Here is a 25,505-nt window from a genome sequence, read left to right as displayed (position 1 = left end):
GGGTAGGTCTTCATGAGTGACGGGTAAACGACTTGATGATTGGTATGGACATGTTCAACAACTGGCAATATTCTGAGACTTGGTCTAGACCTGCAAGGCAGCGCGCACAGCTCAGGTGAACTTCCCCCACGTCCTCAGGAGCAGCAGGATGCGCATACGTGCGACCAGAAAAGCGAAGTGGTACGCGGGCATGGTCGGCCTCGCCACGACGGGAGCGCTCGTGCTCTCCAGCGGCGGTGCCAGTGGCCACGGCTACACGGACCTTCCTCTCAGCCGTCAGAAGCTGTGTCAGAACGGCTCTGTGGCCAACTGCGGCAACATCCAGTGGGAGCCGCAGAGCGTGGAGGGCCCCAAGGGCTTCCCCGCGGCAGGCGCGGCCGACGGCCAGATCTGCTCGGCGAACCACCCCGAGTTCGGTCAGCTCAACAGCCCGACGACGCCGTCGGGTGGCGCCTGGCCGACGACCAAGGTCACGGGCGGGGGCAGCTACACGTTCCGCTGGCAGTTCACCGCCTCGCACGCCACGACCGACTTCAAGTACTACCTGACCAAGCAGGGCTGGAACCAGAGCCACGCGCTCGCGCGCTCGGACCTGAACACCACGCCCTTCCTCACCGTCCCCTACAACAACGCGCGCCCGCCGTCCACGATCTCGCACAGTGGCACGATCCCCACGGGCCGCACCGGGCACCACGTCATCGTCGCGGTGTGGACGATCGCCGACACGGCGAACGCGTTCTACTCCTGCTCGGACGTCACGTTCTGAAGCCTGCTGGGCGTCAGGTTCCAGGGTGTTACGAAGGGAGCCTTGTTCTCTGAGGCTCCCTTGAGCTGCACCCCCCTCCCTGGCGGGTAGGTTCCCCGCACGCCGACATGACCGTGTCGGCGTGCGCGGAACCGCACCGAACGCCGGGGGCTCGTGATGGACGTGTTTTTCTATGCCGTACCAGGGTTGTTCATCGTCGCGGTGGCAGTCGTGGCAGCCAGGGTCATCAGCCGCTCGCTGGATTTGCGGCGCGCCTGGAACAGCGGGCTGACCGCCGAAGCGCGCTGTCTGCGCTCGTACACCACGACCAGCGGCGGCGCCGGCGACAGTTCGGTGACCACGACGCTGCACCACGTCTTCGAGTTCCGGACGCGCGAGGGCCGGGCGGTCCGCTTCGAGGAGAGCGGCGGTCACTCGACGGTCCTCGAAGGCGACATCGTCACGGTCCACTACACGGCCGAGCGCCCCGAGAAGGCCACCGCCCACGCGCCGAGCCCGGGCAAGGCCGCCGCCCGCACGATCGGCGTCCTGGTCCTCCTCGGAGTGGTCGTCGCCTTCTGCGTCGGCTTCATGGTCAGTTACCACACGGCCTTCGCGTCGGACGATCCCTTCGCGGGCATGCCGTAGCCCCCAGGAGTCCTCGCACTCGCGAGTCTCCCCATCTGACGGTACGTCAATTATGGTGCGCCTCCATGGGATCCCTGAGGCGTACCGTCGAGGAGCTCGTACAGGAACGCTGGAACGACCACCGGCCGGGGCTGTGGTTCGAAGGGCGGGTCCTGACCCACCACCCGGTGGCGGCGGGCGCGGCGTCCCGGGCGGCGCTGCTCGCCGACCTGCTGCCGCCGAAGGCCGACCCACCGCACCTCGGCGTGCTGCTCGACAACACGCCCGAGTACCCGATGTGGCTGAGCGCGGCGGCCCTCGCGGGGCCGCCGTCGCCGGCCGGTTCCTGTACTTCGCGGGGCGCACCGACGACCGGTTGCGCGTCGACAGCGAGAACCTCGCCGCCGCCGTCATCGAGAACATCCTCGCCCGGTACGAGGACGCCGCCGCCGTGGCCGTGTACGCCGTGCCGGACGCGGTCGCGGGGACCAGGTCATGGCTGCCGTGGCGCTGCGCTCCGCGGCCTCCTTCGATCCGCTCGCCTTCGGTGAGTTCCTGTTGTCCCAGCCCGACCTGGGGACCAAGATGGCCCCCCCGCTTCGTACGGATCGTGCCGCGGATGCCCGTCACGGCGACGAACAAGGTCCACCGGGTCGGGCTGCGACGCGAGGGCTTCAGATGTCCGGACCCGGTCTGGTGGCGGCCGCCGGGGGAGTGTGCGTACCGCAGGCTGACCGGGGAGGAGGTCGGGGACCTGGTCGCCGAGTACCGGGCGCGCGGGCGCGAGGAGTTGCTGACCAGGTAGGTCCTGCCCTACCGCCGATACACCCACCGCCGCCATGGTCCGCGCAGTCACGCGCCACCTAACGTGAGCGCGTGATCCGTTCGGTGCGGTACCTCATCAGCGGCGTTCTGGTCGGCGCCCCGCTGCTCGCCGGGATGCTGCTGCTCGGCATCGCCGGAGCCGCGCTGACCCCCCTGCTCGTCGGGCTGCCGCTCCTCGCGCTGCTCGCGCTGACCGGCGTACCCGTCGGGGCGCTGGAGCGGTGGCGGCTGCGGCTCGTCGACCCGGCGCGGGTGCCCACCCCCCACCGGACCCCGGACGAGCCCGGTCCGGCCGCCTGGGCCAGGCTCCGTTTCACCGAGCAGGCGACCTGGCGCGAACTGGCGTACGCCGTGCTCCTCGCGGCGGTGCTGTGGCCGTTGGACACGGTGGTGCTGACCGTCGCCCTCGCGATCCCCGGCGCGATGATCGGGACGCCGGTGCAACTCGCCGTCGCGGGCGGCGAAACCCGGGCCGTCAAGCTGTGGCTGATCGACACGTACGGGCAGGCGTTCCTGTGCGCCGCGGCCGGCGCCGCCCTAGTCCTCGTACTCCTGCGGCCTCTCGCCCGGTACGCCGGTGCCCGCGCCGCGCTCACTCGGCTGCTGCTCGCGCCGCGCCGGGCCGAGGGACGGCTCACCGAGGTGACGAAGTCCCGGGCGCGCCTGGTGGCGGCGTTCGAGGCCGAGAGGAGGCGGATCGAGCGGGATCTGCACGACGGGGCGCAGCAGCGGCTGGTGGCGCTGAGCATGCGGCTGGGCCTTGCCCGCCTTGACGCCCCGCCCGCGCTGGCGGCGCGCCTCGCGGAAGCCCACACGGAGGCGGATCAAGTCCTCGTCGAACTACGGGAGTTGATCCACGGCATCCATCCACAGGTGCTCGCCGACTACGGACTCGGCGACGCGATCGCCGACGCCGCCGACCGGTCCGCCGTACCCGTGGAGGTGGACGTGGAACTGCCGAGGTTCGCCGAACCTGTCGAGTCCGCCGCGTACTTCGCGGTGCGCGAGGCGCTCGCCAACGTGGGCAGGCACAGCGGAGCGGAGCGGGCGTGGATCCAAGGGCATTACGGGGAAGGGCGGTTGAGGATCGAGGTGCGGGACGACGGATGCGGGGGAGCCGACCTCGGAGCGGGTTCCGGACTCACCGGGCTCGCCGACCGGCTGGCGGTCCTCGATGGGACACTGGCCATTGACAGCCCGCCCGGTGGGCCGACCGTCCTGACGATGGAGATCCCTTGCTGAGAGTGGTACTCGCCGAGGACAGCGTGTTGTTGCGCGAGGGGCTGGTGGGTCTGCTGAACCGCTTCGGGCACGAGGTCGTCGCGGCGGTCGGCGACGCGGACGCACTGCGCGACGCCGCCTCGGCGCACGCCCCCGACCTCGTCATCACCGACGTACGGATGCCCCCCGGCTTCCAGGACGAGGGCCTTCGCGTGGCGCTCGCCCTTCGCGCGGCGGACCCACGGCTGCCGGTGCTCGTCCTCAGCCAGTACGTCCAGCGCGCGTACGCCGCCGAACTCCTCGACACCGGGGACGGCACGGGCGTCGGCTATCTCCTCAAGGACCGCATCGGCCAGGTCGAGCAGTTCGCGGAGGCGGTGCGGCGGGTCGCCGAGGGCGGCACGGTCGTGGACCCCGAGGTCGTACGGCAGTTGCTGCGCCGTCGGCGCGATCCGCTGCAGGCGCTGACTCCGCGCGAGCGCGAGGTCCTCGGCCTGGTGGCCGAGGGGAAGTCCAACGGTGCGATCGCCCGCCAACTGGTCGTCACCGAGGCGGCCGTGGGCAAACACATCGGCAACATCCTGGGGAAGCTGGATCTGCCCCCTGCGCAGGACACCCACCGGCGGGTGCTGGCCGTACTGGCGTATCTACGGGGCTGAGGGTGTCTGTCGTTCGGACCACCGACAACGCCTGTCGGACCACCGACAACGGCTGGCTGAGGGCAGTCGGCTGAGCCCGCACCCGGCAGACGCTGGACACGCGTGAAAGGCCCCCCACATCGTGGAGGGCCTTCATCAGTTGTGCGCCGCCAGGGACTCGAACCCCGGACCCGCTGATTAAGAGTCAGCTGCTCTAACCAACTGAGCTAGCGGCGCATGACTCTCGCCTCCCGCGCTCGGCGGGCGGCGACAAAAGAAATACTACCTGGTCCGTGCGGGTGCTTCCGACCACGCTCCGGCCGCCCGCCGCAAGCCCTAGAAGGCCATGGAAAGGAGTACCGGGGCCGCCCCGCGGTTCAGCGAGTCCGCCGCCTGGCGGAGTCGGTGCGCGTGCTCGACGGGCAGCGACAGGGCGAGGCAGCCGACGGAGGAGCCCGCCGTGACCGGGACCGCCGCACAGACCGTGCCGATCGCGTATTCCTGGAGGTCCAGGACCGGGACCGTGGGCGGCTGGGCGCCGAGCCGGGACAGCAGCAGCCGTTCGTCCGTGATGGTGCGCGAGGTGAGGCGGGCCATCCTGTGACGGGAGAGATGGTCGCGGCGGCCGTCGTGGTCGAGCTGGCCGAGCAGGCTCTTGCCGATCGCGGTGGCGTGCGCGGAGGAACGGAAGTCGACCCATTCGTTGACCGCGGGGGTCGCCGGGCCGTCGGCGTACTGGGAGATGTGGATCTCACCGTCGACGTACCGGCTGAGGTAGATCGCGGCGCCGACCGTGTCGCGCAGCCTGTCCATGGTCCGCTGGAGCTGCTCGCGCAGAGCCTGGTCGCGGCCATGGGCGGAGGCGAGGCGGCCGAGAGCGGCCCCGCTGATGTATGCGCCGTCGGCGACCTGCTCGACGTATCCCTCCCGGCGCAGCATCAGGAGGAGTGCGGGCAGGCAGTCAGCGCTGAGTCCGGTCCGGCGGGCGATCTCGGCGTCCAGGACGCCGGCGGAGTGCCGTGACACCGTCTCCAGGACGCGGAGGGCGTCCTGGGCCGAGTGGTACGGCGCGGTCGGCTCGTGCTTCAGCGCCACGGTTTCCCCCTGGCTTCTGGGCCGTATTTCGGACAGCTGAGCTTCCACCACGATAGCCCTCAAAGTCCTTGCTGTGAGCGTCCGTTGACGAGATTGTGGCGTGCGCCCGGCCCCTCAGCAGGAACGCGCCACGCTGGCATATGCCCAGGTCATGACACCTAGGGCATGCCCCAGGACCCGGACCTCGCGGCTTCTCCCGCACGGCCGCGTTCACTCCCCGCAATCAGAGGACCGCACTGAGGAATTCCCTGGTCCTTTCCTGGCCGGGATCGCTGAAGATCTTCTCGGGCGGGCCGGACTCGATGACCCGGCCGGAATCGAACATAAGGACCTGATCCGAGATGTCCCGGGCGAAATTCATCTCGTGCGTCACACAGAGCATCGTGATGTCCGTGGTGTGCGCGATGTCACGGAGGACATCGAGGACTCCTGCGACCAGCTCCGGGTCGAGCGCGGACGTCACCTCGTCAAGCAGCAGCACCTGCGGGCGCATGGCCAGCGCCCGCGCGATCGCGACGCGCTGCTGCTGTCCACCGGACAGCTGACTCGGGTACGCATCCCACTTGTCGGCGAGACCGACCAGGTCGAGCAGCTCGCGGGCGCGCGCCTCGGCCTCGTCCTTGGACAGACCGAGGACGGTGACGGGCGCCTCCGTGATGTTCCTGCCCACCGTCATGTTCGGGAAGAGGTTGAACTGCTGGAAGACCATCCCGATCTTCTTGCGGACCTCGCGGATCTCCTTCTCCCCGGCCGGGAAGAGCCGCTTCCCGGCCACCGTGATCGTGCCCTCGTCGGGCCGGGTGAGCGTCATCAGCATCCGCAGGATCGTCGTCTTGCCGGAGCCGGAGGGCCCGATCAGCGTGACGTGCTTGCCGGAGGCGACGGAGAAGTCCAGCCCGTCGAGGACGGTGTTGTCCCCGAAGCGCTTGGTGACGTGGTCGAAACGGATCAGCTCGCTGCCGTCCACCGCCGGATTCGCCGCACGCACCGCGGCACCCGCGAGGTCGGTGTGGTCGGTGTCCTTCGTCGGATTCGTGTCAGCGGACAAGACGTCGCTCCAAAGCTCGCAGGAGAAGGGAGGCCGGATAGGAAATGAGAACGAAGGCCACACCGATGACCGTGAGCGGCTCGGTGAACTGGAAGTGCTGCTGCGAGAACAGCCGCGCCTCACCGAGCATGTCCAGCACGGTGATCGCCATCAGCAGCGGCGTGTCCTTGAGCATCGAGATGACGTAGTTGCCCAGTGCCGGGACCACCCGCCGGATGGCCTGCGGCAGGATCACCGCCGTCCAGGTGCGCGACGGCGGCAGGCTGAGCGCCGTGGCCGCCTCCCACTGGCCTGCGGGTACGCCCTCGATGCCGGCCCGGTAGACCTGCATCGTGTACGTCGAGTAGTGCAGCCCGATCGCGACGACACCCGTGGTCAGCGCGGAGAACGTGACGTCCCACTCGGGCAGCACGTAGAAGAGGAAGAACAGCTGCACCAGCAGCGGGGTGTTGCGGATGAACTCCGTGACGACACCGACCGGCCAGCGCACCAGCCGACTCGGGATCCGTATCAGCAGTGCCCACACCAGGCCGAGCGCGAAGGAGATCACCGAACCCAGGGCAAGTGCCTGCAGGGTGACCAGCAGCCCGTCCCAGAACTGCGGCATGAACTCGCCGACAGCGCTCCAGTCCCAGGTCATACGACACCTCCGCCGACTCCGGTGGCCTCGGCCCGGCGCAGCTCACGCCGGGACACACCGCGCTCCGGCGCCTTCCCGACCCCGGCCTTCAGCCGCTTCTCCAGACCGCGCATGACCCGCGTGAGGAGGAAGGCGATCACGAAATAGATCAGCAGGATGTACGAGTAGATCTCCGCGCTCTCCTGCAGGGCCAGCCGCACCAGGTTGCCGCTGAACGCCAGGTCGCCCATCCCCATGATCGAGACCAGGGCCGTGCCCTTGAGGAGCTCGATCAGCAGATTGCAGAAGGAGGGGATCGTCTCGGGTATCGCCTGCGGCAGCAGGATCAGCCGCAGCCGCTGCCAGGGCGTGAAGCTGAGCGCGACCCCGCCCTCGCGCTGCGCGGGGTCGACCGCGTTCAGCGCGCCGCGCACGATCTCACTGCCGTACGCCCCGTACGTCAGCCCCAGTGCGAGGGTGCCCGCCCACATCGGCACGAGCTGCCAGCCGAAGGCCGGCGGCAGCACGAAGTACACCCAGAAGATCATGATCAGGGCGGAGGTACCACGGAACACCTCGGTGTAGAAGCCCGCCAGGAAGCGGACGATCCACCGTCGGTGCGTGCGCGCGATGCCCACGACGAAGGAGGCGGCCCCGGCCAACAGGGCGCTGAAGAACAGCAGTTGGACGGTGACCCAGACTCCTTGGAGTACGAGTTCCCAGAGTCCCGAGGTCATCCGCGGCACAACTCCTTCGCGGTCAGGTCGGTCATCTCGGCCTTGGTGAATCCGAAGGGCTGGAGGATGCGGAACACCTCGCCGCTGTCCTTCAGCTTCTTCAGCTCCACGTTGAAGGCGTCCCGCAGCTTCGTCTCGGTCGGCCGGAACGCGAAGCCGCCGCCGTCCACATGCGGCTTGCCGTCCACGAGCGGCGCGAAGGCCTCGGTGATCTCGGCCTTGGAGGACTTCTTCACCACTTCACGCCCGGCCAGCGCGGTCCCCGCGAACACGTCGGCGCGCCCCGCCTCCACCGCGTTCAGCCCGGCGACCTGGTCCGGCACGATCAGGATGTCGCTCTCCTTGTACCCGGCCTCGACCGCGAACTGGATATCGGCGTAACCGGTGCCGGTCGCGAACTTGGCCCCGGACTCGACGACGTCCTTGTAACCGTGCAGGTTCTTCGGGTTGCCCTTGCGCACGATGAACGCGTCGAGCATCTGGTAGTCCGGGTCGGAGAAGATGACCTGCGCACAGCGCTCGGGGTTGATGTACATCCCGGCGGACACGACATCGAAGTTCTGCGACTGCAGTCCCGGGATCAGCGAGCCGAACTCCATCGGAACCGGCTGGACGCGATCCACCCCCAGCCGCTTGAAGATGACCTTCGCGACCTCCGGCCCCTCACCGGTCAGCTCGCCGTCGGTGTCTATGTAGCCGAACGGGATCTCACCGGCGATACCCAGTCGTACGACACCCTGCGCCCTCAGCCGGTCGAGCAGATCGCCGCCGCCCGCGCCGGAGGCCGTGGCGACCCGGCTGCAGCCGGCCGCGCCCAGCGCCCCGACGGCACCGAGCGCGGAAGCACCGGCGAGCAGCGCCCGCCGGCTCGGCCGTCGTCCGTGTCTGTCCTGCGCGTCCGCGTCCTGCGCGTCCTGCGCGTCCTTCGTGTCTCTCGCAAGTGGTGGAGCCATGGCGGCGCCGCTACCCGCGTCGATGCGACTTATGCGGATCGATTTCAGCCCCGTATCACTCCTTGCGTCCCTGACGCCCCCTTGACCGCGGCGGGACCGCAAGCGCAACCATGGAACGCATGACCGACCGCGATACCGCACGGCACATCGAAATCTCCCTGGTCAAGCGGGGAGTCCACTGCACGGCGAAACTGCTCGACGAGCGCGCGCCGATCACCTGCGCGGCGGTGTGGGACGCCCTCCCGCTGAGCGGCGACGTCTACCACGCGAAGTACGCGCGCAACGAGATCTACGCCCTTTTCCCGCCCTTCGCGCCCACCGAGCCACCCCTGGAGAACCCGACAGTCACTCCGATACCGGGTGATCTGTGCTATTTCGCTTTCGCGGGCACGGAGCTGGGCACCAAGTCGTACGGCTACGACACCGACGTACGCCCCGGCACCACCGTCGTCGACCTCGCCCTCTTCTACGAGCGCAACAACCTGCTGCTCAACGGGGATGTCGGCTGGGTGCCGGGCATCGTCTGGGGCCAGGTGACCGAGGGCCTGGACGCGATGGCCGAGGCCTGCAACGACCTGTGGCGCTCGGGGGCGCTGGGGGAGACGCTCAGCTTCCGGCGGGCCCGGCACTAGGTGAGCTCGGGGCCGGGACTCCCGCGGCCCCCGCCGTGTACAGCGCGTGCGCCGTCCGCAGGACGAGGTCGTCGCGGTGGCGGGCGGCCACGATCTGCAGGCCCACCGGGAGCCCGTCCCCGTCCACGCCGACCGGGACCGTGGCCGCGGGCTGCTGGGTGAGGTTGAAGGGGTACGTGAAGGGAGTCCAGCCCGTCCAGCGGCGGTGACCCGAGTGTGCGGGGACCTCGACGCCCGCCTCGAAGGCGGTCAGCGGGAGCGTCGGCGTGACCAGGATGTCGTACGACTCGTGGAAGAGGCCCATGCGCCGGCCCAGTTCCATGCGGGCGTCGACCGCGGCGAGGTACTCCAGCGCGTTGTAGCGGGCGCCGAGATCGCGGATCTCGCGGAGACCGGGGTCGAGCAACTCCCTTTGGTGGGGCCCGAATCGCTGGGTCACGCGGGCCGCGCCGGAGAACCACAGCGTGTGGAAGGCGTCCACCGGATCGGTGAAGTCCGGGTCGGTCTCCGTGACATGGGCGCCGAGCCCCGCGAGCCGCTCCACCGCCCGCCGTACCGCCGCCGCGACGGCCGGCCGGACCGCGACCTGCCCGCCGAGCGAGGGCGAGTACGCGACCCGCAGCCCCCGCACCCCGCCCTCCAACGCGTCCACGAAGGAGCCGTGCACCGGCCCGAGCGCCGACCAGTCACGCGCGTCGGGCCCGCTGATCACGTCCATCATCAGCGCGGCGTCGGCGGCGTCCCGGGTCAACGGCCCCACATGCGCCAGCGTCCCGAACGCGCTCGCCGGATACAGCGGCACCCTGCCGTACGTCGGTTTCAGCGAGAAGATCCCGCAGAAGGCCGCCGGGATACGGACACTGCCGCCCCCGTCGGTGCCGAGGGACAGCGGGCCCGCGCCGAGCGCCACGGCCGCCGCACTTCCGCCGCTGGAGCCGCCCGCGGTGCGTGAGACGTCGTACGGATTGCGCGTCACGCCGGAGAGCGGCGAGTCCGTGACGCCCTTCCAGCCGAACTCGGGTGTCGTGGTCTTGCCGAGGAACACGGCGCCGTGTTCCCGCAGGCGGGCGACGGACGGCGCGTCCTCGTCCCAACTTCCCTGCGGATCCGTGTTCTTGGAGCCACGCAGGGTCGGCGCGCCGCGCAGCAGGAGGACGTCCTTGACCGTGACCGGGACGCCGTCGAGGAGGCCCGCGGGCTCACCCCGCTGCCAGCGTTCCGCCGACTCCCCTGCCTGGGCGAGGGCTTCGTCCGTGTCGAGTCGTACGAACGCGTTCACCGCGGGCTGGATCCGGCCGGCCCGGTCGAGGGTCGCGCGGGTGGCGTCCACGGGGCTGAATTCGCCCTTGCGGTAGCCGTCGACGAGTTGCACGGCGGTCAGCTCGGTGAGTTCCGACATCGGCCCCTCCAAAGGGAGTTCATCATGGTGGGTGGTGACGGGAGTTCAGTGACCGGGCACGTACCCGCGCTTCTTGTCGACGACGTTCGCCAATGGCTTCCCCGCTTCCCAGCGCTCGAACAACTCCACGAACTGCGTGCCGAGTTCATCCCGCCAGCCGATCGTGTCCCCGCTCATGTGGGGCGACACGATCAAACCCGGAACCTCCCACAACTGACTGTCGGGACCCAGCGGTTCGTGCTCGAAGACATCCAGTGCGGCCCCGGCGATCCACCGCTTCGACAGCGCCTCGACCAGCGCGTCCTCGACGACCAGCTGCCCGCGTCCGACGTTGATGAAGCGTGCCGACGGCTGCATCATCCCGAAGCGCCGCGCGTCGAACATGCCGTGCGTGGCCTCGGTGAGCGGCGCCGCGGACACCACCCAGTCGGCGCGCGCCATCAGCCGGTCCAGCTCCTCGGGGCCGTGGACACCGGTGCGCGGGGTGCGCCCCACCAGGGCCGTGGTGATGCCAAGTGCCTTGAGAGACTTGACGATCGCCCGCCCGATCGGTCCGGAACCCACCACGCACGCACGGGTGCCCGCCACCCGCTGCGACTCCCGGTGCCGCCACTCCCGCCGCCCTTGCAGGTCCCAGGTCCTCGGCAGATCCTTGGCCATCGCGAGGACCAGCGCGGCGACGTACTCGGCGATCGGCTGGTCGAAGACTCCGCGCGCGTTGGTCACCACCGTGTCGGACGCGGCGAGTTCGGGGCACATCAGATGGTCGACCCCCGCACTGGCCGTGTGCACCCAGCGCGGCCGCGGACCCGCGCCGGGCCAGGCGCGGCGCACGGCGTGCGAGCTGAAGTCCCAGACGAGCAGCACATCGGCCGCCGGCAGCCGGTCGGCCAGCGTGGACGCGTCGGCGTGCTCGATCCGCACCCGCCCGGTGAGCTTCCCGAGGCGGGGGAGCGGGTCGGCGTCGAGGACAAGCAGAGTCGTATCGGGCATCGTCGGGAAACCGTTTCGCAATACGCGTCCGCTTCTCTGAAGGGGTGCTCCTCCGCAGAGGCGCTTCTCTTGATTCTTCTCCGGGTTCTTCTCCGGGTTCGTCTCCGAGACGTTGCATCGCTGAGCAGTTGCTTCGCTGAGGAGTTGCTCTGCTGAAGAGTGAAGGTGGGCGGTAGCCGTCTGAGATGCGCGGATTGACCACGCTCGCACCCGAACCTACCTTCGTCAACACGGACCCCGCCCACGGTCCGTTGCTCGCCCGTTTCCCTTCGTGAGGCCGGTGCCTGCCATGGACGTCTCCTTTCTCGGCGGACCCCGTCCGCAACGCGGTGTCGGCGTCGTAGCCCCCTTCGACTTCGCCCTCGACCGCGAGCTGTGGCGCTGGGTCCCGGACGACGTCTCGCTGCACCTCACCCGCACCCCGTTCGTGCCGGTCGAGGTCAGCCTCGACCTGGCCCGCCTGGTCTCCGAGCACGAGACGCTCGGCGACGCGGTGCGCGCGCTGAACGCGGTCGCGCCCGAGATCGTCGCGTACGCGTGCACCTCGGGCAGTTTCGTCGGGGGCGTCGCGGGCGAGCGGGCGATGTGCGAGGCGATGACACGGGCGGGCGCGGTCCCCTCGCTCACCACCTCGGGCGCCCTGCTCGAAGCGCTGGAGGAGCTGGGCGCCCGCCGTATCGCGCTCGTCACGCCCTACACCGTCTCGGTCACCCAGTCCCTGGAGGAGTACCTCGCGGAAGCGGGCATCACCGTCACCGGCCGCTCCTACATGGGCCTGACCAGCCATATCTGGAAGGTCCCGTACCGCGAGGTGGTGGAAATGGCCCGGAGCAGCGTCCGGGACTCCGCCGAGGCGCTCTTCATCAGCTGCACCAATCTTCCGACGTACGACGTCATCCCCCAGCTGGAGGCGGAACTGCGGATCCCGGTGATCTCGGCAAACCAGGTCACGATGTGGGCAGCCCTGCGGCAACTGGGTACCCGGGCTGTGGGCCCCTATCAGGCGCTGCTGGACGAGTCGGCTCGCCGGGGCGGCCCCGTACTGCCGGAACAGAACCCGCAGGAAGGTTGGGCATGACCGCACTGGGATTCCTCTACCCGGGCCATTCGGCCGAGGACGACTACCCGCGCATGGAGCAACTGCTCGGCAGCGACATCCGGCTGTCCCTCGTCCACACCGACATCGGCGAGGACGCGCACCGCGTGGACGCGCTCCTGGAGATGGGCTCGCAGGAACGGCTCGCGGCGGGCGTCGAGGAGCTGCGTCTTTCGGGCGCCGAAGCGGTGGTGTGGGCGTGCACCAGCGGCAGCTTCGTGTACGGCTGGGAGGGCGCCCACGAGCAGGTCCGCGCCCTCGCCCGCGCGGCCGGCCTGCCCGCCTCCTCCACGTCCTTCGCCTTCACGCACGCGGTGCGGGAGCTGGAGGCTCGGCGGGTCGCGGTCGCGGCGACCTACCCGGACGACGTGGCCGCGCTCTTCGCCGCGTTCCTGAAGGACGCCGGGGTCGATGTGGTCGCGGTGAGCGCTTCCGGGATCGTCACCGCCGCGGAGGTCGGCACCTGGGGCGAGGCCGAGACCCTCGCCCTCGCCCGCGCGTCCGATCACCCCGACGCGGAAGCGGTCCTCCTCCCCGACACGGCCCTGCACACCGCGTCCTTCATCCCGGCCCTCGAAAAAGAACTCGGCAAACCGGTCCTCACCGCGAACCAGGTCACCGTCTGGGAGGCGTTGCGCCTGGCCGACCGCCGAGTGAACGCCCCCGAGCTGGGGGAGCTGTTCAGCAGGGAGCGGCGGGTGCAGGTGTGAGGGCTGGGGCTGGGGATTTCAGCCCGTCCGGCGTTTGAGGACGAGGCCGTTCAGGCCGAAGCGGGGGTCTGGGGGCGGCAGCCCCCAGAAACAAGGGACGGGAAGGGGCGGAGGGGGCGAAAAACTGCCCGACCCAGCCCACACCCCCGCCCACCCCCCGGCCCGCCCGGGAATAAAGCGGAGACACCCTCCTGTTACGACCGCGGACAGCGGCACGCACACGCAGCAGGAGGCACCCCCGGTGAACGAGACGGACGAGATCCGCGGCACGGCACAGGGCACCGCCCCGGTCCCCCTCTCCGTACTGGACCTGGTCACAGTCGGCGCAGGCCACACGGCGACCGAAGCCCTCCAGACCAGCGTCAGGATCTCCCGCCTCGCGGAAACCCGCGGCTACCACCGCTACTGGGTGGCCGAACACCACTCCATGCCGGGCGTGGCGTCCTCCTCCCCGGCCGTGATCCTCGCCCACCTGGCAGCCCACACGACCCGCATCCGCCTGGGCTCGGGCGGCGTCATGCTTCCCAACCACGCCCCCTTGGTCATCGCGGAACAGTTCGGCACGCTGGAGGCGATGGCCCCGGGCCGAGTGGACCTGGGCCTGGGCAGGGCCCCCGGCACGGACGGCGCGACCGCCGCGGCCCTCCGCCGCACCGAACGCCTGCACGAAGGCGCCGACGACTTCCCCGAACAGCTCGCGGAGCTGATCCGCTTCCTGGACGACAGCTTCCCCTCCGGTCACCCCTACGCCCGCATCCACGCGGTCCCGGGCCCGATCCAGTCGACCTCCCCCGGTGGGGTCCAGTCCCCCCACCGTCCCCCGGTCTGGCTCCTCGGATCCTCCGGCTTCAGCGCCCGGCTGGCCGGCACCCTCGGCCTCCCCTTCGCCTTCGCGCACCACTTCTCCGCCCAGAACACGATCCCGGCCCTGGACCTCTACCGCGAGTCCTTCCGCCCGAGCGCCGTCCTGGACGCCCCGTACGCGCTCATCGGCGTCTCCGCCCTCGCCACGGACGACGAGCAGGAGGCCCGCCGCCAGGTCCTGGCCGCCGCACTGAACATGGTCCGCCTGCGCACCGGCCGCCCCGGCCTGGTCCCGACGCCGGAAGAGGCGGCGGCGTACGAATTCAGCCCCATGGAACAGGAGTTCATCACCTCCTGGAACTCCAACGTCATCCACGGCACCGCCGACGAGGTCCGCGCCGGCCTTGACGACCTCCAGAAGCGCACGGGCGCGGACGAGTTGATGCTCACGTCCCACGCCCACACCGGTGACGTACGCCTGCGCTCGTACGAACTGATCGCGGACGCTTACGGTTTGCCCGCGGCCTGAACCCGCTGCTCAGACCTGACCGCAGGTCGCCGCCGACTCCAGCAGCGCGGAGATACGATCCGGCGCCACCGGCCGTGAGTACAGCCACCCCTGCCCGGTGTCGCAGCCGATGCCGCGCAGGCGGGAGGCCTGGGAGGCGGTCTCCACGCATTCGGCGGTGACCGTCAGGCCAAGCCGGTGGGCAAGTTGGATGAGGGCCTCGACGATGACCTCGTCGGCGGGGTTGGGGTGGGCGTCGGTGCCGTCGCGTGTCTCGTACTGGAAGCCCCGTACGAAGGAGCCGTCCAGTTTGAGGACGGACACCGGCAGGCGACTCAGATACGCCAGGTTCGAGTAGCCGGTGCCGAAGTCGTCGATGGCGATGCGCACGCCCATGTCGCTGAGGGCCTGCAGGGCCTGGAGGGGACGGCCCGCCGAGCCCATCACCGCGGACTCGGTGAGCTCCAACTGGAGGAGATGCGGCGGGAGTCCGGTCTCCGAGAGGATCTCCGCGACGTCCGCGACCAGGTCGGAGTCCCAGACCTGGCGCACCGCCACATTCACACTGACGAAGATCGGTACGGCGTCCGGGTGGTCCAACTGCCAGCGGCGGGCCTGCCGGCAGGCGGTGGCCAGGACCCAGCGGCCGAGCTGCACGATCGAGCCGTCCTCCTCGGCCAGTCCGATGAACCGATTCGGCGTGAGCATTCCGAACTGGGGGTGATTCCAGCGGACGAGTGCCTCGACTCCGCGCACGCTGCCGTCCTCCATGCCCACCAACGGCTGGTATTCCAGGGTGAATTCACCGCGTTCGACGGCTGCGCGAAGGGTGGAGGAGAGGGCCTGACGGGTCATCCGGTGGGCGTTGCGCTCCGGGTCGAAGAGGGTCCAGCGGCCCTTGCCGTCCGCCTTCGCCCAGTACAACGTGGTGTCCGCGGCCTGCATCAGCCCTGTCGCGGAGGTCCCGGCGGCCCGGCGCTCGACGACTCCGATGGACGCGGAGACGGAGAGCCGCTGACCGGAGAGGTCGAAGGGCGCCTGAAGCGACTTGAGGACGGACTCGGCGAGGTCGGCCAACTGCTCCGTCCCCGTGGAGTCCTCGACGAGCAGTGCGAACTCGTCACCTCCCAGTCTCGCCACCAGGGGAGTGGTCGCCCGTGCCTGGCCCGCCTCGTCGGCGCAGCGCGTGAGGCGTTCCGCGACGGCCGCGAGGAGCCGGTCCCCGACCCGGTGGCCGAGGGTGTCGTTGACCGCCTTGAACCCGTCCAGATCCAGATAGCAGAGCCCGATCCGGCCGGTGCCGCCCTCCTCGTACGCCTCCGCCTCCAGGGCGGCCGTCAGGCGCTCGAAGAACAGGGTGCGGTTGGGCAGCCGGGTCACCGCGTCGTGCATCTGCAAGTGCCGCAGCCGTGCCTGGAGTTCACGCCGGGCGCTGACGTCGGAGACCGAGAGCAGGACCGCCCGCTCCTGGGCGGGCAGCGGGGAGACCGTCACCTGGACCCAGAGCGAGTGCCCGTCGGGGTGCTTGAGCCGACGTGTGCAGCGCAGCCTGGCCTGCCGGCCGCGCAGCACCTCGCGGTACGCGTGCCAGGTGCGGGCGTCGGACGCCAGATCCACCAGATCGGAGGCGATCTGCCCGGCGAGGGTGTCGGAGTCGCTGCCGAGCAGTGTGCCCAGCGACTCGTTCGCGGTGACGATCAGGCCCTCGCGGTCGACGACGGCCATCGCGAGGGGCGCGGTGGCGAACGCGGCCTGGAAGGCACGGGGTGACGCCGCGTCAGGAGGTGTCTCGGAGGGGATGGACGCGTCGTGAGACGTTTCGGTGGAGACGGATGGACCGGGAGATGTGCCGGTAGGGCCGGATGTGCCTGGAGATGGCCCGGAGGATACGGACGGGCCGGGAGGCAACCCGACGGGCGTACGGGAAGATGGGTCGATGTGACGCTCTGTGACGGCCGACCGGGCGAAGTCTGCCGCGGGCGCCGGCCCTTCGGACGTTCCGCTCACCGCTCGCTCCCGCAGTGCACTCGTTCTTCGTATGGGTCTCTCGGGGTGGTCGGCCGGTGATGGACGGCCGCACATGCCGTGTCCGTGCAGGAAAGTGTGCCGATCATAGAGGCTGGCCCCGGGAAGTCGCAGCCACTGTCCAGTGTCCTGGAGCAACCACCCGTTCTGACAGATCGTTTCTGCCTGCATCTGGACGGGTTCCTTCCCCCTCCGATCGCATGTGACGTTCCGTGAGTGTTCGGGGTGTCGCCCTCCCCTGGCCTCTCACCCTTCTGGTGTAGACAAACAGGTCAAAGTGTGACGAATCATCACAAGCTGGGTGCGGTGTTCTGAAATCCGCATCCGGAGGTCGATGTGCCGCGTCCGCTCCCCCTCAAGGAGCTCACCCGTGAGGCTCTGCGGGCCTTCGCCCGTGACGGGGCGCCTCGTTGGCGCAGCACCGCGGCCCTGTTCACCTCGATGTCGGCACTGGCCGCGACCTCACTGCTGCCGGGGCCCGCGCTCGCTGAACCCCGCTCGGACCTGTGCGCACTGAAGCGGACCGAGGCACACCACTCGGAAGGCCTCGACACCTGGAACGCCGCCTACACCCGCCCGACCCGCGCTCTCGACGCGCTGATGGTCTTCCTGTCCTTCCCCGGCTCGGAGCCGCAGACCACGCCCGCCGAACTGACCGCCGACTACTTCCCGGCCACCAGTCACTTCTTCGAGCGTGCCTCGTACGGCAAGTTCACGCTTCGCCCGCACCCGCAGCGTGACTGGATCCGGATGCCGCACGCCGCCACGGCGTACGCCATACAGCGCGACTGGAACTCCGCGCACCGCGCCGCCTATCTGCGCGACGCGATCGCCGTGGCCGACGGGCAGATCGACTTCTCGCGCTACGACATCGTCTACTTCGTGGCCGACCCGGACGCGCCGGGCGTCGACTCGGACGCGACGAAGGTCGTCAACCTCGACACCCCCGTGCGGGCCGACGGCAAGGACATCCACCGGGTCGTCACCGTCTTCGAGAAGCACCCGCCGGACCGACTCGTCCTCGCCCACGAGACGGGCCACATCTTCGACCTCCCCGACCTCTACCACCGCCCCGTCGACGGCAAGGGCGACTGGGACACCTATGTCGGCGACTGGGACCTCATGGGCAGCCAGTTCGGCCTCGCGCCCGATCTGTTCGGCTGGCACAAGTGGAAGCTGGGCTGGCTGGAACCGCGCCAGGTCGCGTGCGTGCGCGGCCGGGGGAGTACGCGGCTGACACTGGAGCCGCTGGGGGCGGGTCCGGAGACGGTCGGCGCGGCGGGTGCCCTCAGCGATCCGGGAGATTCCGGTGATATCGGAGATCCGGCTGATATCAGAGATCCCGGTGATTCCCGTGATTCCGGCGATCACGGTGATTCCGGCGATCACGGCGACTCCGGGGATTCCGGCGCATCCGGCGCGCGGACCTTCGGTTCTGGACGGGGCACGAAACTGGCGGTGGCCCGGACGGGTCCCGGCAGTGTGCTCGCCTTCGAGGCGCGCGGCTCGGCGGGCAACGACGGTTCGTCGTGCACCCAGGGTGTCCTCGTCTACCGCGTCCGCAGCGAGGCCCGGTCCGGCCGCGGCCCCATCGAGGTCCTCGACGCGCACCCCCACTCCGAGTCCTGCTGGGAGGACTCGGTCTACCCTCCGCTCGCGGACGCCCCGGTGGCGCTCGGCGAGACCTTCACGGTGCCCGGCGAGGACGTACGGATCGAGGTGGAGGGCCGGACGGCCTCGGGAGCGTGGACGATCAAGATCGCGACGGGGTGAGCTTTCGTGCGGGCGGTCACTGCGGCCGCCCGCCCTCGACTGGCGTGGGGCGACTGGCGTGGGGCGACTGGCGTTGGGGTGGCGAAGCCCCGCAACGCGCGGCGAAGCCGCGCAAAAACGACGATGGCGAGACAGGTCGCGTTTTCCGCGAACAAGCCTCGCCATCGCCAGCGTGCGCCGCCAGGGACTCGAACCCCGGACCCGCTGATTAAGAGTCAGCTGCTCTAACCAACTGAGCTAGCGGCGCCTGCTGACGTCGTAGACCTTAGCATCCAAGTCCTGGGGAGGAAAAATCGATATCCGCACCGCCGTGGAGGCGGCCGCGCGGGCTGCCCGGACGGCCGCCCAGAGCAGGATTTCGGGGCCGGGGAGCCAAGGGTGCCGGGTGTCGGGGGCGACGAGCCAGCGGGACTCCAGGCGGGTGGCGGGGCTCGGCCCGCCGCAGTCGTGGGCGCTCGGCGCGGGGACGGTGACCGCGTCGCCGGTGCCGTGGCAGAGGAAAGGCGGAATCCCGTCGCTCCGGGAGCCCCACTCCTCCCATTCGAGAAGCGAGGGCAGTCGCTGCGCGGTACCTGGCGCGGCGAACAACAGCATCCGCCCCCGGTACGCGGCCACCGGGCCCGAGCCGGGGCCCTCGTCCCACAGCCGGTCGAGCATCCACCGCCCGAAGACCGCCGGGACGTTCACCACGTCGAAGGTGCTTCCACAGGGCAGGACGACCGGGGCGTTCGGCTGTTCCTCCCAGAGTGCGAGGGTGCTGCGCGGATACGTTCCTGCCGAGGCGAGCCAGGCGACCCCCTCGGACGTGACGCCCGAGATGTCGAGCTTGCCTGCTGAGTTCGGTGCGCTGCTCATGGCAACAACATCTACCGGGAGTGAGTGCGCGATCTCCGAGAGTTGCCTGAAACCGGGACAGGGGAAGGTGGGGTGGAGTATCTTCGCGCCTCGGCATATGCCAGGTGAGCTGTTTCAGCCGGCCCGGCGTTCAGCCCCGGGCCGGGGAGATCTTTCAGCCCGTCCGGCGTTTGAGGACGAGGCCGTCCAGGCCGATGCGGGGGTCTGGGGGGCGGCAGCCCCCCCCAGGAACAAGGGACGGGCAGGGGCGGAGGGGGCGAAAAAACACCACCTCACCCCACCCGGACGCCCCCGCCCCCGCCATCACGCATGATCGCCAACCCCATGGCCAAGCCCATGCGCCCGCCCGCTCCCCTCCACCCCCCGAAGCAGATCGCGGCCGAACTCGATCATCTTCTTCGCGTAGTCCTCGGTCCACTCGGCCCGCTCCGCGACCGCAGCCGCGGTGAGCCGGTCGAAGCGCCGCGGATCAGCGAGCTGAGCGGCGGCGATCGCTTGGAACTCGACGGCCCGGTCAGCCGCGGCGCGAAACGCCTGAGTCAGCTCCGTGGCCCGCGCCAGCAGCGCCCGCGGATCGTCTATCGATTCCAGGTCGAAGAAATGCTCCGGATCGCCGGCGGCCTCCGCCGGCTCGAAGAGCAGGGGCGCGGGGCGTAGCCGCGGTTCGTTCCGACGCGGCGTGGGCTCCGCCATGTCTTCTCCTCCTCGTACGGGTCTCAGGGCACGCCTTGCGGGCGGGCCACCGTCTATTGTCCCCCGGCGGCGCAAGAGGGCCCGGGGAACCGCGCTCGAACCTGGCGGTTGCCCGCCGTGCCGGAGCTGCCGTTACCCCCGCCGTGCCGGAGCTAGGGCCGCCAAGCCACCCGATGCTCCCCCAGGTGGGACAACACCGAATGGTTCGCCTCCCAACCATCAGGAAACTTGACCGTGACCCCCAGCTGAACGGGTTCCGTGGACGGATGGTCGTCGAGGAGGTCCGTCACCCCCGCCCGGCACACCACGATGCACGCGTGCCGGTGCCGGGACGCGAGCACGCACAACCGCCCCGTCTCCAGATGGAACGCCGTCGCGTCGGGCCGCCCGGAGAGCGGATGCAGGACCACCGTCACATCGAACTCCCGCCCCTGGAGCCGGTTCGCCGTGTCGACGGTGACGTCCGCGACGCCGAGCTCGGCCAGCGCGGCCCGCACCGCGGCGGCCTGGTCCCGGTGGGCCGTGCCGACGGCGATCCGCTCGGCGGTCAGCGGCACCGGCTCGGCGGACCGCTCCGACGTGGCCGCCCCACCCCGGTCCAGGAGCCGGCGTACGACCTGGGCCACGGCCCGTACCGCTTCGGGATCCGTACGGGGTGTGTGCCGGGCCGGGAGTTCCAGTAGCCCCCAACCCGCCTCCGCCGCCTCGTCGATGACCCGGTCGGGACCCGAACCGTCCGACGGGACACCGAAGTCGAGCCGCCGGTCACCGTGGTCCGTACCGCTGCGGAACGGCGTGTACGGGTAGAACGCGTCCGAGACGAGCGGCGCCGCCGACGCGGGCAGCCGCCACGACACCGGCAGGCGGTGCTGGGGCAGCTCGGGGTTGTGGGCGAGCAGCGTCGTCACCGCGGACGCCGACGGGTCGTACGACAGGCCCGCCCACTGCTCGGATCCCACGATTGCGAACGGGTCCAACTGCCCCGGGTCGCCCACGAACAGCGCCCGCTCGAAGAGACCCGCGACGGCCAGCAGCGCGTCCGAACGCATCTGGTAGGCCTCGTCGACGATCGCGTGCCGCCACGGCTCGACGCCCTTGACGTGCGCCCACTTGGCGGCGGTCGAGATGACGACGTCGAGGCCCGCCAGATCGGCGGCCTTGGTGGACTTGCGTACGTTCGCCAGGCCATCGAGCGCCTTGTCGTACGGGTCGGGGTCGCTGCTGTGCAGCCGCCCGACCGGCAGCTCGGAGTCCTTCTCGGCGAGCCGCAGCACGAGATCGTCGACCTGGGCGTTGGTCTGCGCGATGACCATCAACGGGCGTCCCGCGGAGGCCAGTTCGAGTGCGGCCCGGACGACGAGGGTGGACTTGCCGGCGCCGGGCGGGGAGTCGACCACGACTCCGCGGTGGGTGCCGTGCAGGGTGTCGTGGAGGATCGCGTCGGTGGCCCGGGTGGCGGCGGCCCCCGGCTCGAAGTCGGCTGTCGTCACGGATGTCACAGGACGTCCTCCTCCGTCACCGGGTCGGGACGGGGTACGGCGTCGGCCTCACCCGGCGGCCCGCCGTGCGTCCAGGGCGTCTCCTCGGGGTCGGGCAGCTTCGCCCCGCCACGCTGCTCGTGCTCGAAGAGCGTGAAGCAGACGAGGTCCCCCTTCTCCGGCACGGACCCGGCCTCGGGCTCCTTGCCGCGCCCCATCTTGTCGACCACCCGCAGGACGATCAGAGCGCCGTCCTCCTCAGCCGCGACGAACTCCGCCGCCTGCGGTTTCCCGCCCAGCGACCTGTACACCTTCGTCCGTTGCCCCAGATGCGGCCGGTCGTCCGTCCGCACGGTGACCAGTGGGCGCGGGCTCGGCCGCTTGCCCTCGCTGTACGCCATGACGACATCGGTGACCTCGCCCGCGAAGGCCTCACCGCCGAGCCGGCGTCCGGCCATGACGAGGGTGTCGTCCAGGGCCTCCTGGGCTTCCAGGCGGGCCTGTTCGCGCTCGCGTGTGGCGAGCTTGTTGGCCGCGGTGACCGCGTCGTCGCGGCGCGGCTGCGGGGGTTCGCCCGCGGTGATCCGGTCCCGGTGACTGGTGAACGACCAGCGGTCGCGGGTCCACCGGTCGGCCGCGTGTGCGCCCTCGGGCAGCTCCCGCAGCAGGTCCAGGCCGCGCCACACGGCGTCCCAGGTGGGCCGCGTGACACTCTCGACGAGGGCGTGGATCTCCCGCTCGGCGGCGACGAGGTCACCGAGCCGGTCGTCCGCCTCGATGCCGTCCTCGGCGGCGGCGAGTGCGGTGCGCGCCCGGTCGAAGCGCTCGATGGCGGGGGCCAGCAGCCTGTTGTCGAAGGCCGGGTCGGTGGCGGGTCCGGCGGGCGGACACACGAGCTGCCCCCGGGAGTCCCGCAGCAGCTCGGCCCGCAGCGCGGCCTCCGCGCCCGACGCGCCGTCCGCCGGGTCGATCCAGGCGAGCAGCGCTCCCAGGTGCTGGTCCTCCAGACTGCTCTGCCCGGTGGCCCAGTGCCGCGACAGCACGTCGGTGAGGGCGAGCAGCAGCGCGGATCCGGGCACCCGGGCCCGCTCCCCGTAGTGCGTCATCCACCGCCCGAGCAACGGCACCCGGGGCGGCGCCGGATGGGGCGCCTCCGGCTCCTCCTCGGCGGTGCGCCGAAAACGCATGGAGCGCCCGAGGAGTCGTACGAACTCGACGCCCGAGCGGCTCGGCACGATCAACTGCGGTGCGTCCGCGCACAGTTCGACCTCGACCTTGACGCGTTTGCCGGTCTCCGGGTCGGTCTCGTTGCGCTCGGCGGCCTCCACCACGTCCGCGTACGAGTCGATGTACGGCAGTACGACGTCCGCGAGCTCGGCGAGGAACGCGAATCGCAGGTCGCGGTCCCGTGGCTGCGGTACGGCGAGCAGGCGTGGCGCATCCCGGTCGGTCCCGACGAGTGCCCCGAGCGGCGCCCCGGCCTCACCGGCGGTGATCAGCGGCACGAACACGAGGGGCCGCTCGGTGAGATGCCGGTGCCGCACGGTGGCGGTGGGCTGGGCCCGGCCGCTGTCGACGGCTTCTAGGCGGGCGAGGGTCGCGATCAGCGACATGCGGCCCCTCCTTGGACATCCGAGGACTGGACTGATGCTTGCCGGACTGATGGTTGCCGGACTGCGGACGGCCGGGAGCCCGGCGGCCGGGCTGTCAGCGCCTCGGCCCGCAGCTCCGCCGCCCTGCGCAGTGCCGCGACCGCCGGATCAGCCGGATCCCCAGCCTTGCCGTGGGCTGCCGCCAACACGTCGTCCACCGTTGTCAGTCCGCCCAGCTCGGCGCGCAGCGAGCGCCCCAAGGACGTCACCGCGCCTTCCGCGCGGGAGTGGCCGCGGCAGTGGAAGGCCAGCTCGCAGGCTGCCAGGCACTCCGGGGCGTACGTCGCCGGGACGGACTCGACCGCGGCCGTGAGGGAGTCGGCGGGGAGGTCGGGGGAGAAGCAGGTGCCTTCGGGGAGGGCGTCGGCGATGTCCTCGACCCGGGTGAGGCGGGTGAGCTGGCGGCGGGTGACCGCGCGCTGCTTGCGGACGTCGACCGCGGACGCGGTCGGGAGGTTGGAGAAGTCCTTGGGGCAGACCAGGAGGATCCGGTGGCGGACCTCGCCCGCCTGATCCAGGCGGGCGGCGATCTCCTCCAGCGCCAGTACGTAGACAGCGGACTGGCGGGCGGCCGCACCCACCTTCGCCGGATCCGCCGAACCGTCCAGCATGGGAAAGGACTTGATCTCGACGACGGTCCAGCCGCCGTCGGGGTGCACGACCACCGCGTCGGGCTCCAGGAAGGCGGGGGAGCCGGCGACGTCGAGGGCGACCATGGGGTGGTCGAGCAGGGTCCAGGCGCCGGCTTCGGTGGCCTCGCGCAGGGCGAGGGCCGTACGGGCCGCGCGCCCTTCGGGGCCGATCGCCGAGAGGTCGGGCACGCGCCCCGACGCGGGCGGCTCGGCACCCGGGTCCAGCTTCTCGTGCACGAGGCGGAGCAGCTCCGCGCCGCCGTCGGCCTTGACCCGGGCCTCGAACGCGTTGCCCCGCATGAAGGCGAACTGCGACTGCCCGAAGGCCGACGGCGAGCCCAGCCCCTCCGCCAGCTTCGCCTTGTCGACCCCCGCGCCATCCAGGAGGGCCCGCCGGTCACACCCGGGGTTGGCGGCGAGCGCCGCGAGGGCGCGCGCGTCCAGGGCCTTGGGAGGTACTGCCGGGCCGCGCAGCTCAGCGAGCCGCTGCCGCAGCGCCGTCCCCCGCGTCCGTGGGGGCGGCACCCGGCTCGGCTCCGGGCCCGCTTCGGGACTCGCGCTGTCGGGGAAATCGTTCACCCGCGGAAGTCTGGCACCCCGCACTGACAACTGAGGAACCCGCGCCGCGCGAGGTCGCCGAGGCCCGTGCGATCAAGGCGCCCGGGGCCTGGGAGAAACGCGTGCCCACGACCTGCGCGAAACGCGCGCTCAGCGTGGTCCTCGAGCGGTCCGCGACCCGCATCACGAAGGGGGTCAGCAGCAGCCCGGCCCCCATCACCACGGCACCCGCGACCGCGTCCAGGAAGTAGTGGTTCGCGGTGCCCATCACGACGATCGTGGTGATCAGCGGATACGCCACGGCCGCGGCCTTGGCCACCGGCGTACGGCCGTACTTCCACAGGATCACTCCGCACCACAGCGCCCAGCCCACGTGCAGGCTCGGCATCGCCGCGTACTGGTTCGTCATGCCGCCCAGGCCGCGCGGGGCGCTCGCGTCGCCGGCCCACCAGCCGTAGTCGCTGTACTGGGCCATCGTGTCGATGAAGCCGTGGCTCGCGGCGAGCAGCCGTGGGGGGCAGGTGGGCAGCAGCGTGAAGCCGATCAGGCCGATGAACGTGGAGGTCATGAGCCAGGTGCGGGCCGCGCGGTAGCGCACGGCGCGGGACCGGAAGAGCCAGATCAGGATCGCGGGCGTGACCAGGTAGTGCAGGGACGCGTACCAGAAGTCGGCGGGTATGCCGAGCCAGGGCTCGCGGGTGAAGAGGCGGTTCAACGGGTGCTCGGCGTTCAGGCGGAGCGCCTTCTCGATGCGCAGGATCTCCAGGCCGTGGTCGACCGCGCCGGCCTCATCGCCCCGGGCGAGCAGCCGGCCTGCCGAGTACGACGCGTACACCATCAGGATCAGCGGGAGCTCGGTCCACCAGCGAAGCCGGCCCTGCGATGCCCCGGAGGTACGCAGCTCCGTCCACCGGCGAAGCCGGGCGCGTGGTGCCGCCTCGGCATGCGGTGCGTCGGCCTGCGGCATCCGATCGCCCTCCCCCATCTGCTTGCGGTGACCCGACAGTCTGCACGGTCCGCCGACAGCGAGGTCTGCACAGTCTGCACACGAAGATCCGTGGCCACATTCGATTTTACGGTGTATGCGAACTCCCTGAACGGGCGCCCTCGGTCGTCAAAGACGCAGAGATCTCCCGCCGGGTTGCCCGGCGGGAGGGTGCGCGATGATGGAACAACCGATCCCGCACAC

23 protein-coding genes, 2 tRNA genes and 1 pseudogene are annotated in these 25,505 nt (G+C 70.7%); 10 read left to right on the top strand and 16 right to left on the bottom strand.

From position 1 onward, the window contains the following. The first annotated feature begins 148 nt into the window (after positions 1-148). The 5 genes and pseudogenes from ACFYPC_RS14055 to ACFYPC_RS14035 all read left to right on the top strand — a co-directional run bounded on the left by ACFYPC_RS14055 (position 149) and on the right by ACFYPC_RS14035 (position 4,077). Positions 149-766, top strand: a complete 618-nt coding sequence (locus tag ACFYPC_RS14055; RefSeq protein WP_388674798.1) for a lytic polysaccharide monooxygenase — start codon at positions 149-151, stop codon at positions 764-766. A 156-nt stretch (positions 767-922) separates the two neighbouring features. Beyond that, positions 923-1,393, top strand: a complete 471-nt coding sequence (locus ACFYPC_RS14050) for a DUF3592 domain-containing protein (protein ID WP_388674795.1) — start codon at positions 923-925, stop codon at positions 1,391-1,393. A 322-nt stretch (positions 1,394-1,715) separates the two neighbouring features. Next, positions 1,716-2,177: pseudogene (locus ACFYPC_RS14045) on the top strand (acyl-CoA synthetase); the annotation flags it as partial. Positions 2,178-2,248: 71 nt separating this feature from the next. Then, the gene (locus ACFYPC_RS14040) at positions 2,249-3,439 is read left to right on the top strand and encodes a sensor histidine kinase (protein ID WP_388674792.1); all 1,191 of its coding nucleotides are present in this window, start codon (positions 2,249-2,251) and stop codon (positions 3,437-3,439) included. Next, positions 3,433-4,077 (top strand): response regulator, encoded by a 645-nt coding sequence (locus tag ACFYPC_RS14035; RefSeq protein WP_388674789.1) that lies wholly within the window; start codon positions 3,433-3,435, stop codon positions 4,075-4,077. The genes ACFYPC_RS14040 and ACFYPC_RS14035 overlap by 7 nt, the downstream gene beginning before the upstream one ends. Positions 4,078-4,219: 142 nt before the next feature. Here the strand turns inward: ACFYPC_RS14035 and ACFYPC_RS14030 are convergent. The 6 genes from ACFYPC_RS14030 to ehuB form a co-directional block, all read right to left on the bottom strand. Continuing rightward, a tRNA-Lys gene (locus ACFYPC_RS14030) sits at positions 4,220-4,293 on the bottom strand. Between the two features lie 99 nt (positions 4,294-4,392). Beyond that, a complete protein-coding gene (locus tag ACFYPC_RS14025; RefSeq protein WP_388674786.1) occupies positions 4,393-5,151 on the bottom strand; it encodes an IclR family transcriptional regulator in 759 nt (252 codons plus the stop codon). Positions 5,152-5,374: 223 nt separating this feature from the next. Next, a complete protein-coding gene (ehuA, locus tag ACFYPC_RS14020) occupies positions 5,375-6,199 on the bottom strand; it encodes an ectoine/hydroxyectoine ABC transporter ATP-binding protein EhuA (RefSeq protein ID WP_388674782.1) in 825 nt (274 codons plus the stop codon). Further along, entirely contained in the window at positions 6,189-6,839 is a 651-nt protein-coding gene (gene ehuD / locus ACFYPC_RS14015; protein WP_388674779.1) for an ectoine/hydroxyectoine ABC transporter permease subunit EhuD, read from the bottom strand. Before ehuD ends, ehuA begins: the two co-directional genes overlap by 11 nt. Continuing rightward, a complete protein-coding gene (gene ehuC, locus ACFYPC_RS14010) occupies positions 6,836-7,555 on the bottom strand; it encodes an ectoine/hydroxyectoine ABC transporter permease subunit EhuC (protein ID WP_388674777.1) in 720 nt (239 codons plus the stop codon). Before ehuC ends, ehuD begins: the two co-directional genes overlap by 4 nt. After that, positions 7,552-8,508, bottom strand: a complete 957-nt coding sequence (gene ehuB / locus ACFYPC_RS14005) for an ectoine/hydroxyectoine ABC transporter substrate-binding protein EhuB (protein ID WP_388674774.1) — start codon at positions 8,506-8,508, stop codon at positions 7,552-7,554. Before ehuB ends, ehuC begins: the two co-directional genes overlap by 4 nt. A 119-nt stretch (positions 8,509-8,627) precedes the next feature. On the opposite strand from ehuB, the gene ACFYPC_RS14000 reads away from it, so the two are divergent. Further along, positions 8,628-9,140 (top strand): DUF3830 family protein, encoded by a 513-nt coding sequence (locus ACFYPC_RS14000; RefSeq protein WP_388674772.1) that lies wholly within the window; start codon positions 8,628-8,630, stop codon positions 9,138-9,140. Here the strand turns inward: ACFYPC_RS14000 and ACFYPC_RS13995 are convergent. Then, on the bottom strand, positions 9,115-10,539 hold the full coding sequence (locus ACFYPC_RS13995) for an amidase (protein ID WP_388674770.1): 1,425 nt from the start codon (positions 10,537-10,539) through the stop codon (positions 9,115-9,117). The two genes, ACFYPC_RS14000 and ACFYPC_RS13995, sit on opposite strands and share 26 nt — an antisense overlap. A gap of 45 nt (positions 10,540-10,584) precedes the next feature. Then, positions 10,585-11,532 (bottom strand): D-2-hydroxyacid dehydrogenase, encoded by a 948-nt coding sequence (locus ACFYPC_RS13990; protein WP_388674768.1) that lies wholly within the window; start codon positions 11,530-11,532, stop codon positions 10,585-10,587. Between the two features lie 289 nt (positions 11,533-11,821). Between ACFYPC_RS13990 and ACFYPC_RS13985 the strand changes: the two genes are divergently transcribed. From ACFYPC_RS13985 to ACFYPC_RS13975, 3 genes are all read left to right on the top strand, one after another. Then, a complete protein-coding gene (locus tag ACFYPC_RS13985; protein ID WP_388674765.1) occupies positions 11,822-12,610 on the top strand; it encodes an aspartate/glutamate racemase family protein in 789 nt (262 codons plus the stop codon). Beyond that, positions 12,607-13,338, top strand: coding sequence for a decarboxylase (locus tag ACFYPC_RS13980; RefSeq protein ID WP_388674762.1), 732 nt, complete (start codon positions 12,607-12,609; stop codon positions 13,336-13,338). The genes ACFYPC_RS13985 and ACFYPC_RS13980 overlap by 4 nt, the downstream gene beginning before the upstream one ends. Positions 13,339-13,579: 241 nt before the next feature. After that, complete coding sequence (locus tag ACFYPC_RS13975; protein WP_388674760.1) at positions 13,580-14,671, top strand: LLM class flavin-dependent oxidoreductase; 1,092 nt, start codon at positions 13,580-13,582, stop codon at positions 14,669-14,671. Between the two features lie 9 nt (positions 14,672-14,680). On the opposite strand, the gene ACFYPC_RS13970 is transcribed toward ACFYPC_RS13975, so the two are convergent. Then, positions 14,681-16,657, bottom strand: a complete 1,977-nt coding sequence (locus ACFYPC_RS13970) for an EAL domain-containing protein (RefSeq protein ID WP_388674758.1) — start codon at positions 16,655-16,657, stop codon at positions 14,681-14,683. 354 nt (positions 16,658-17,011) lie between these two features. Here ACFYPC_RS13970 and ACFYPC_RS13965 point away from each other — a divergent pair, with 354 nt between their 5' ends. Beyond that, complete coding sequence (locus tag ACFYPC_RS13965) at positions 17,012-18,448, top strand: M6 family metalloprotease domain-containing protein (protein WP_388674756.1); 1,437 nt, start codon at positions 17,012-17,014, stop codon at positions 18,446-18,448. A gap of 173 nt (positions 18,449-18,621) precedes the next feature. Here the strand turns inward: ACFYPC_RS13965 and ACFYPC_RS13960 are convergent. From ACFYPC_RS13960 to ACFYPC_RS13930, 7 genes are all read right to left on the bottom strand, one after another. Beyond that, positions 18,622-18,695 (bottom strand) — tRNA-Lys (locus ACFYPC_RS13960). Beyond that, positions 18,686-19,303: a bifunctional DNA primase/polymerase gene (locus ACFYPC_RS13955; RefSeq protein ID WP_388674754.1), complete on the bottom strand. Its 618-nt coding sequence runs from the start codon at positions 19,301-19,303 to the stop codon at positions 18,686-18,688. The genes ACFYPC_RS13960 and ACFYPC_RS13955 overlap by 10 nt, the downstream gene beginning before the upstream one ends. Positions 19,304-19,606: 303 nt before the next feature. Beyond that, a complete protein-coding gene (locus ACFYPC_RS13950; protein WP_385732846.1) occupies positions 19,607-19,996 on the bottom strand; it encodes a hypothetical protein in 390 nt (129 codons plus the stop codon). Between the two features lie 152 nt (positions 19,997-20,148). Continuing rightward, positions 20,149-21,486 carry an AAA domain-containing protein gene (locus ACFYPC_RS13945; protein WP_388675249.1) on the bottom strand — a complete coding sequence of 446 codons (1,338 nt, stop codon included), beginning with the start codon at positions 21,484-21,486 and terminating at the stop codon, positions 20,149-20,151. 5 nt (positions 21,487-21,491) lie between these two features. Next, positions 21,492-23,087, bottom strand: a complete 1,596-nt coding sequence (locus ACFYPC_RS13940; RefSeq protein WP_388674752.1) for a hypothetical protein — start codon at positions 23,085-23,087, stop codon at positions 21,492-21,494. Then, a complete protein-coding gene (locus ACFYPC_RS13935) occupies positions 23,078-24,283 on the bottom strand; it encodes a hypothetical protein (RefSeq protein WP_388675246.1) in 1,206 nt (401 codons plus the stop codon). Before ACFYPC_RS13935 ends, ACFYPC_RS13940 begins: the two co-directional genes overlap by 10 nt. After that, positions 24,234-25,283: a phosphatase PAP2 family protein gene (locus tag ACFYPC_RS13930; protein ID WP_388674750.1), complete on the bottom strand. Its 1,050-nt coding sequence runs from the start codon at positions 25,281-25,283 to the stop codon at positions 24,234-24,236. The genes ACFYPC_RS13935 and ACFYPC_RS13930 overlap by 50 nt, the downstream gene beginning before the upstream one ends. Positions 25,284-25,505: the final 222 nt, after the last annotated feature.

The organism is Streptomyces sp. NPDC005808 (genome assembly GCF_042871385.1).
In the GTDB taxonomy this organism is placed as follows: domain Bacteria; phylum Actinomycetota; class Actinomycetes; order Streptomycetales; family Streptomycetaceae; genus Streptomyces.
The sequence above is the reverse complement of the archived record's forward strand: the minus strand, read 5'-3'. Positions and strand labels throughout refer to the sequence as shown.

Coding starts and splice junctions, on each gene's coding strand:
- ACFYPC_RS14055 (WP_388674798.1), top strand. CDS start 149: ATGCGCATACGTGCGACCAGAAAAGCGAAGTGGTACGCGGGCATGGTC.
- ACFYPC_RS14050 (WP_388674795.1), top strand. CDS start 923: ATGGACGTGTTTTTCTATGCCGTACCAGGGTTGTTCATCGTCGCGGTG.
- ehuD (WP_388674779.1), bottom strand. CDS start 6,839: ATGACCTGGGACTGGAGCGCTGTCGGCGAGTTCATGCCGCAGTTCTGG.
- ehuC (WP_388674777.1), bottom strand. CDS start 7,555: ATGACCTCGGGACTCTGGGAACTCGTACTCCAAGGAGTCTGGGTCACC.
- ehuB (WP_388674774.1), bottom strand. CDS start 8,508: ATGGCTCCACCACTTGCGAGAGACACGAAGGACGCGCAGGACGCGCAG.
- ACFYPC_RS14000 (WP_388674772.1), top strand. CDS start 8,628: ATGACCGACCGCGATACCGCACGGCACATCGAAATCTCCCTGGTCAAG.
- ACFYPC_RS13995 (WP_388674770.1), bottom strand. CDS start 10,539: ATGTCGGAACTCACCGAGCTGACCGCCGTGCAACTCGTCGACGGCTAC.
- ACFYPC_RS13990 (WP_388674768.1), bottom strand. CDS start 11,532: ATGCCCGATACGACTCTGCTTGTCCTCGACGCCGACCCGCTCCCCCGC.
- ACFYPC_RS13985 (WP_388674765.1), top strand. CDS start 11,822: ATGGACGTCTCCTTTCTCGGCGGACCCCGTCCGCAACGCGGTGTCGGC.
- ACFYPC_RS13980 (WP_388674762.1), top strand. CDS start 12,607: ATGACCGCACTGGGATTCCTCTACCCGGGCCATTCGGCCGAGGACGAC.
- ACFYPC_RS13955 (WP_388674754.1), bottom strand. CDS start 19,303: ATGAGCAGCGCACCGAACTCAGCAGGCAAGCTCGACATCTCGGGCGTC.
- ACFYPC_RS13950 (WP_385732846.1), bottom strand. CDS start 19,996: ATGGCGGAGCCCACGCCGCGTCGGAACGAACCGCGGCTACGCCCCGCG.
- ACFYPC_RS13940 (WP_388674752.1), bottom strand. CDS start 23,087: ATGTCGCTGATCGCGACCCTCGCCCGCCTAGAAGCCGTCGACAGCGGC.
- ACFYPC_RS13930 (WP_388674750.1), bottom strand. CDS start 25,283: ATGCCGCAGGCCGACGCACCGCATGCCGAGGCGGCACCACGCGCCCGG.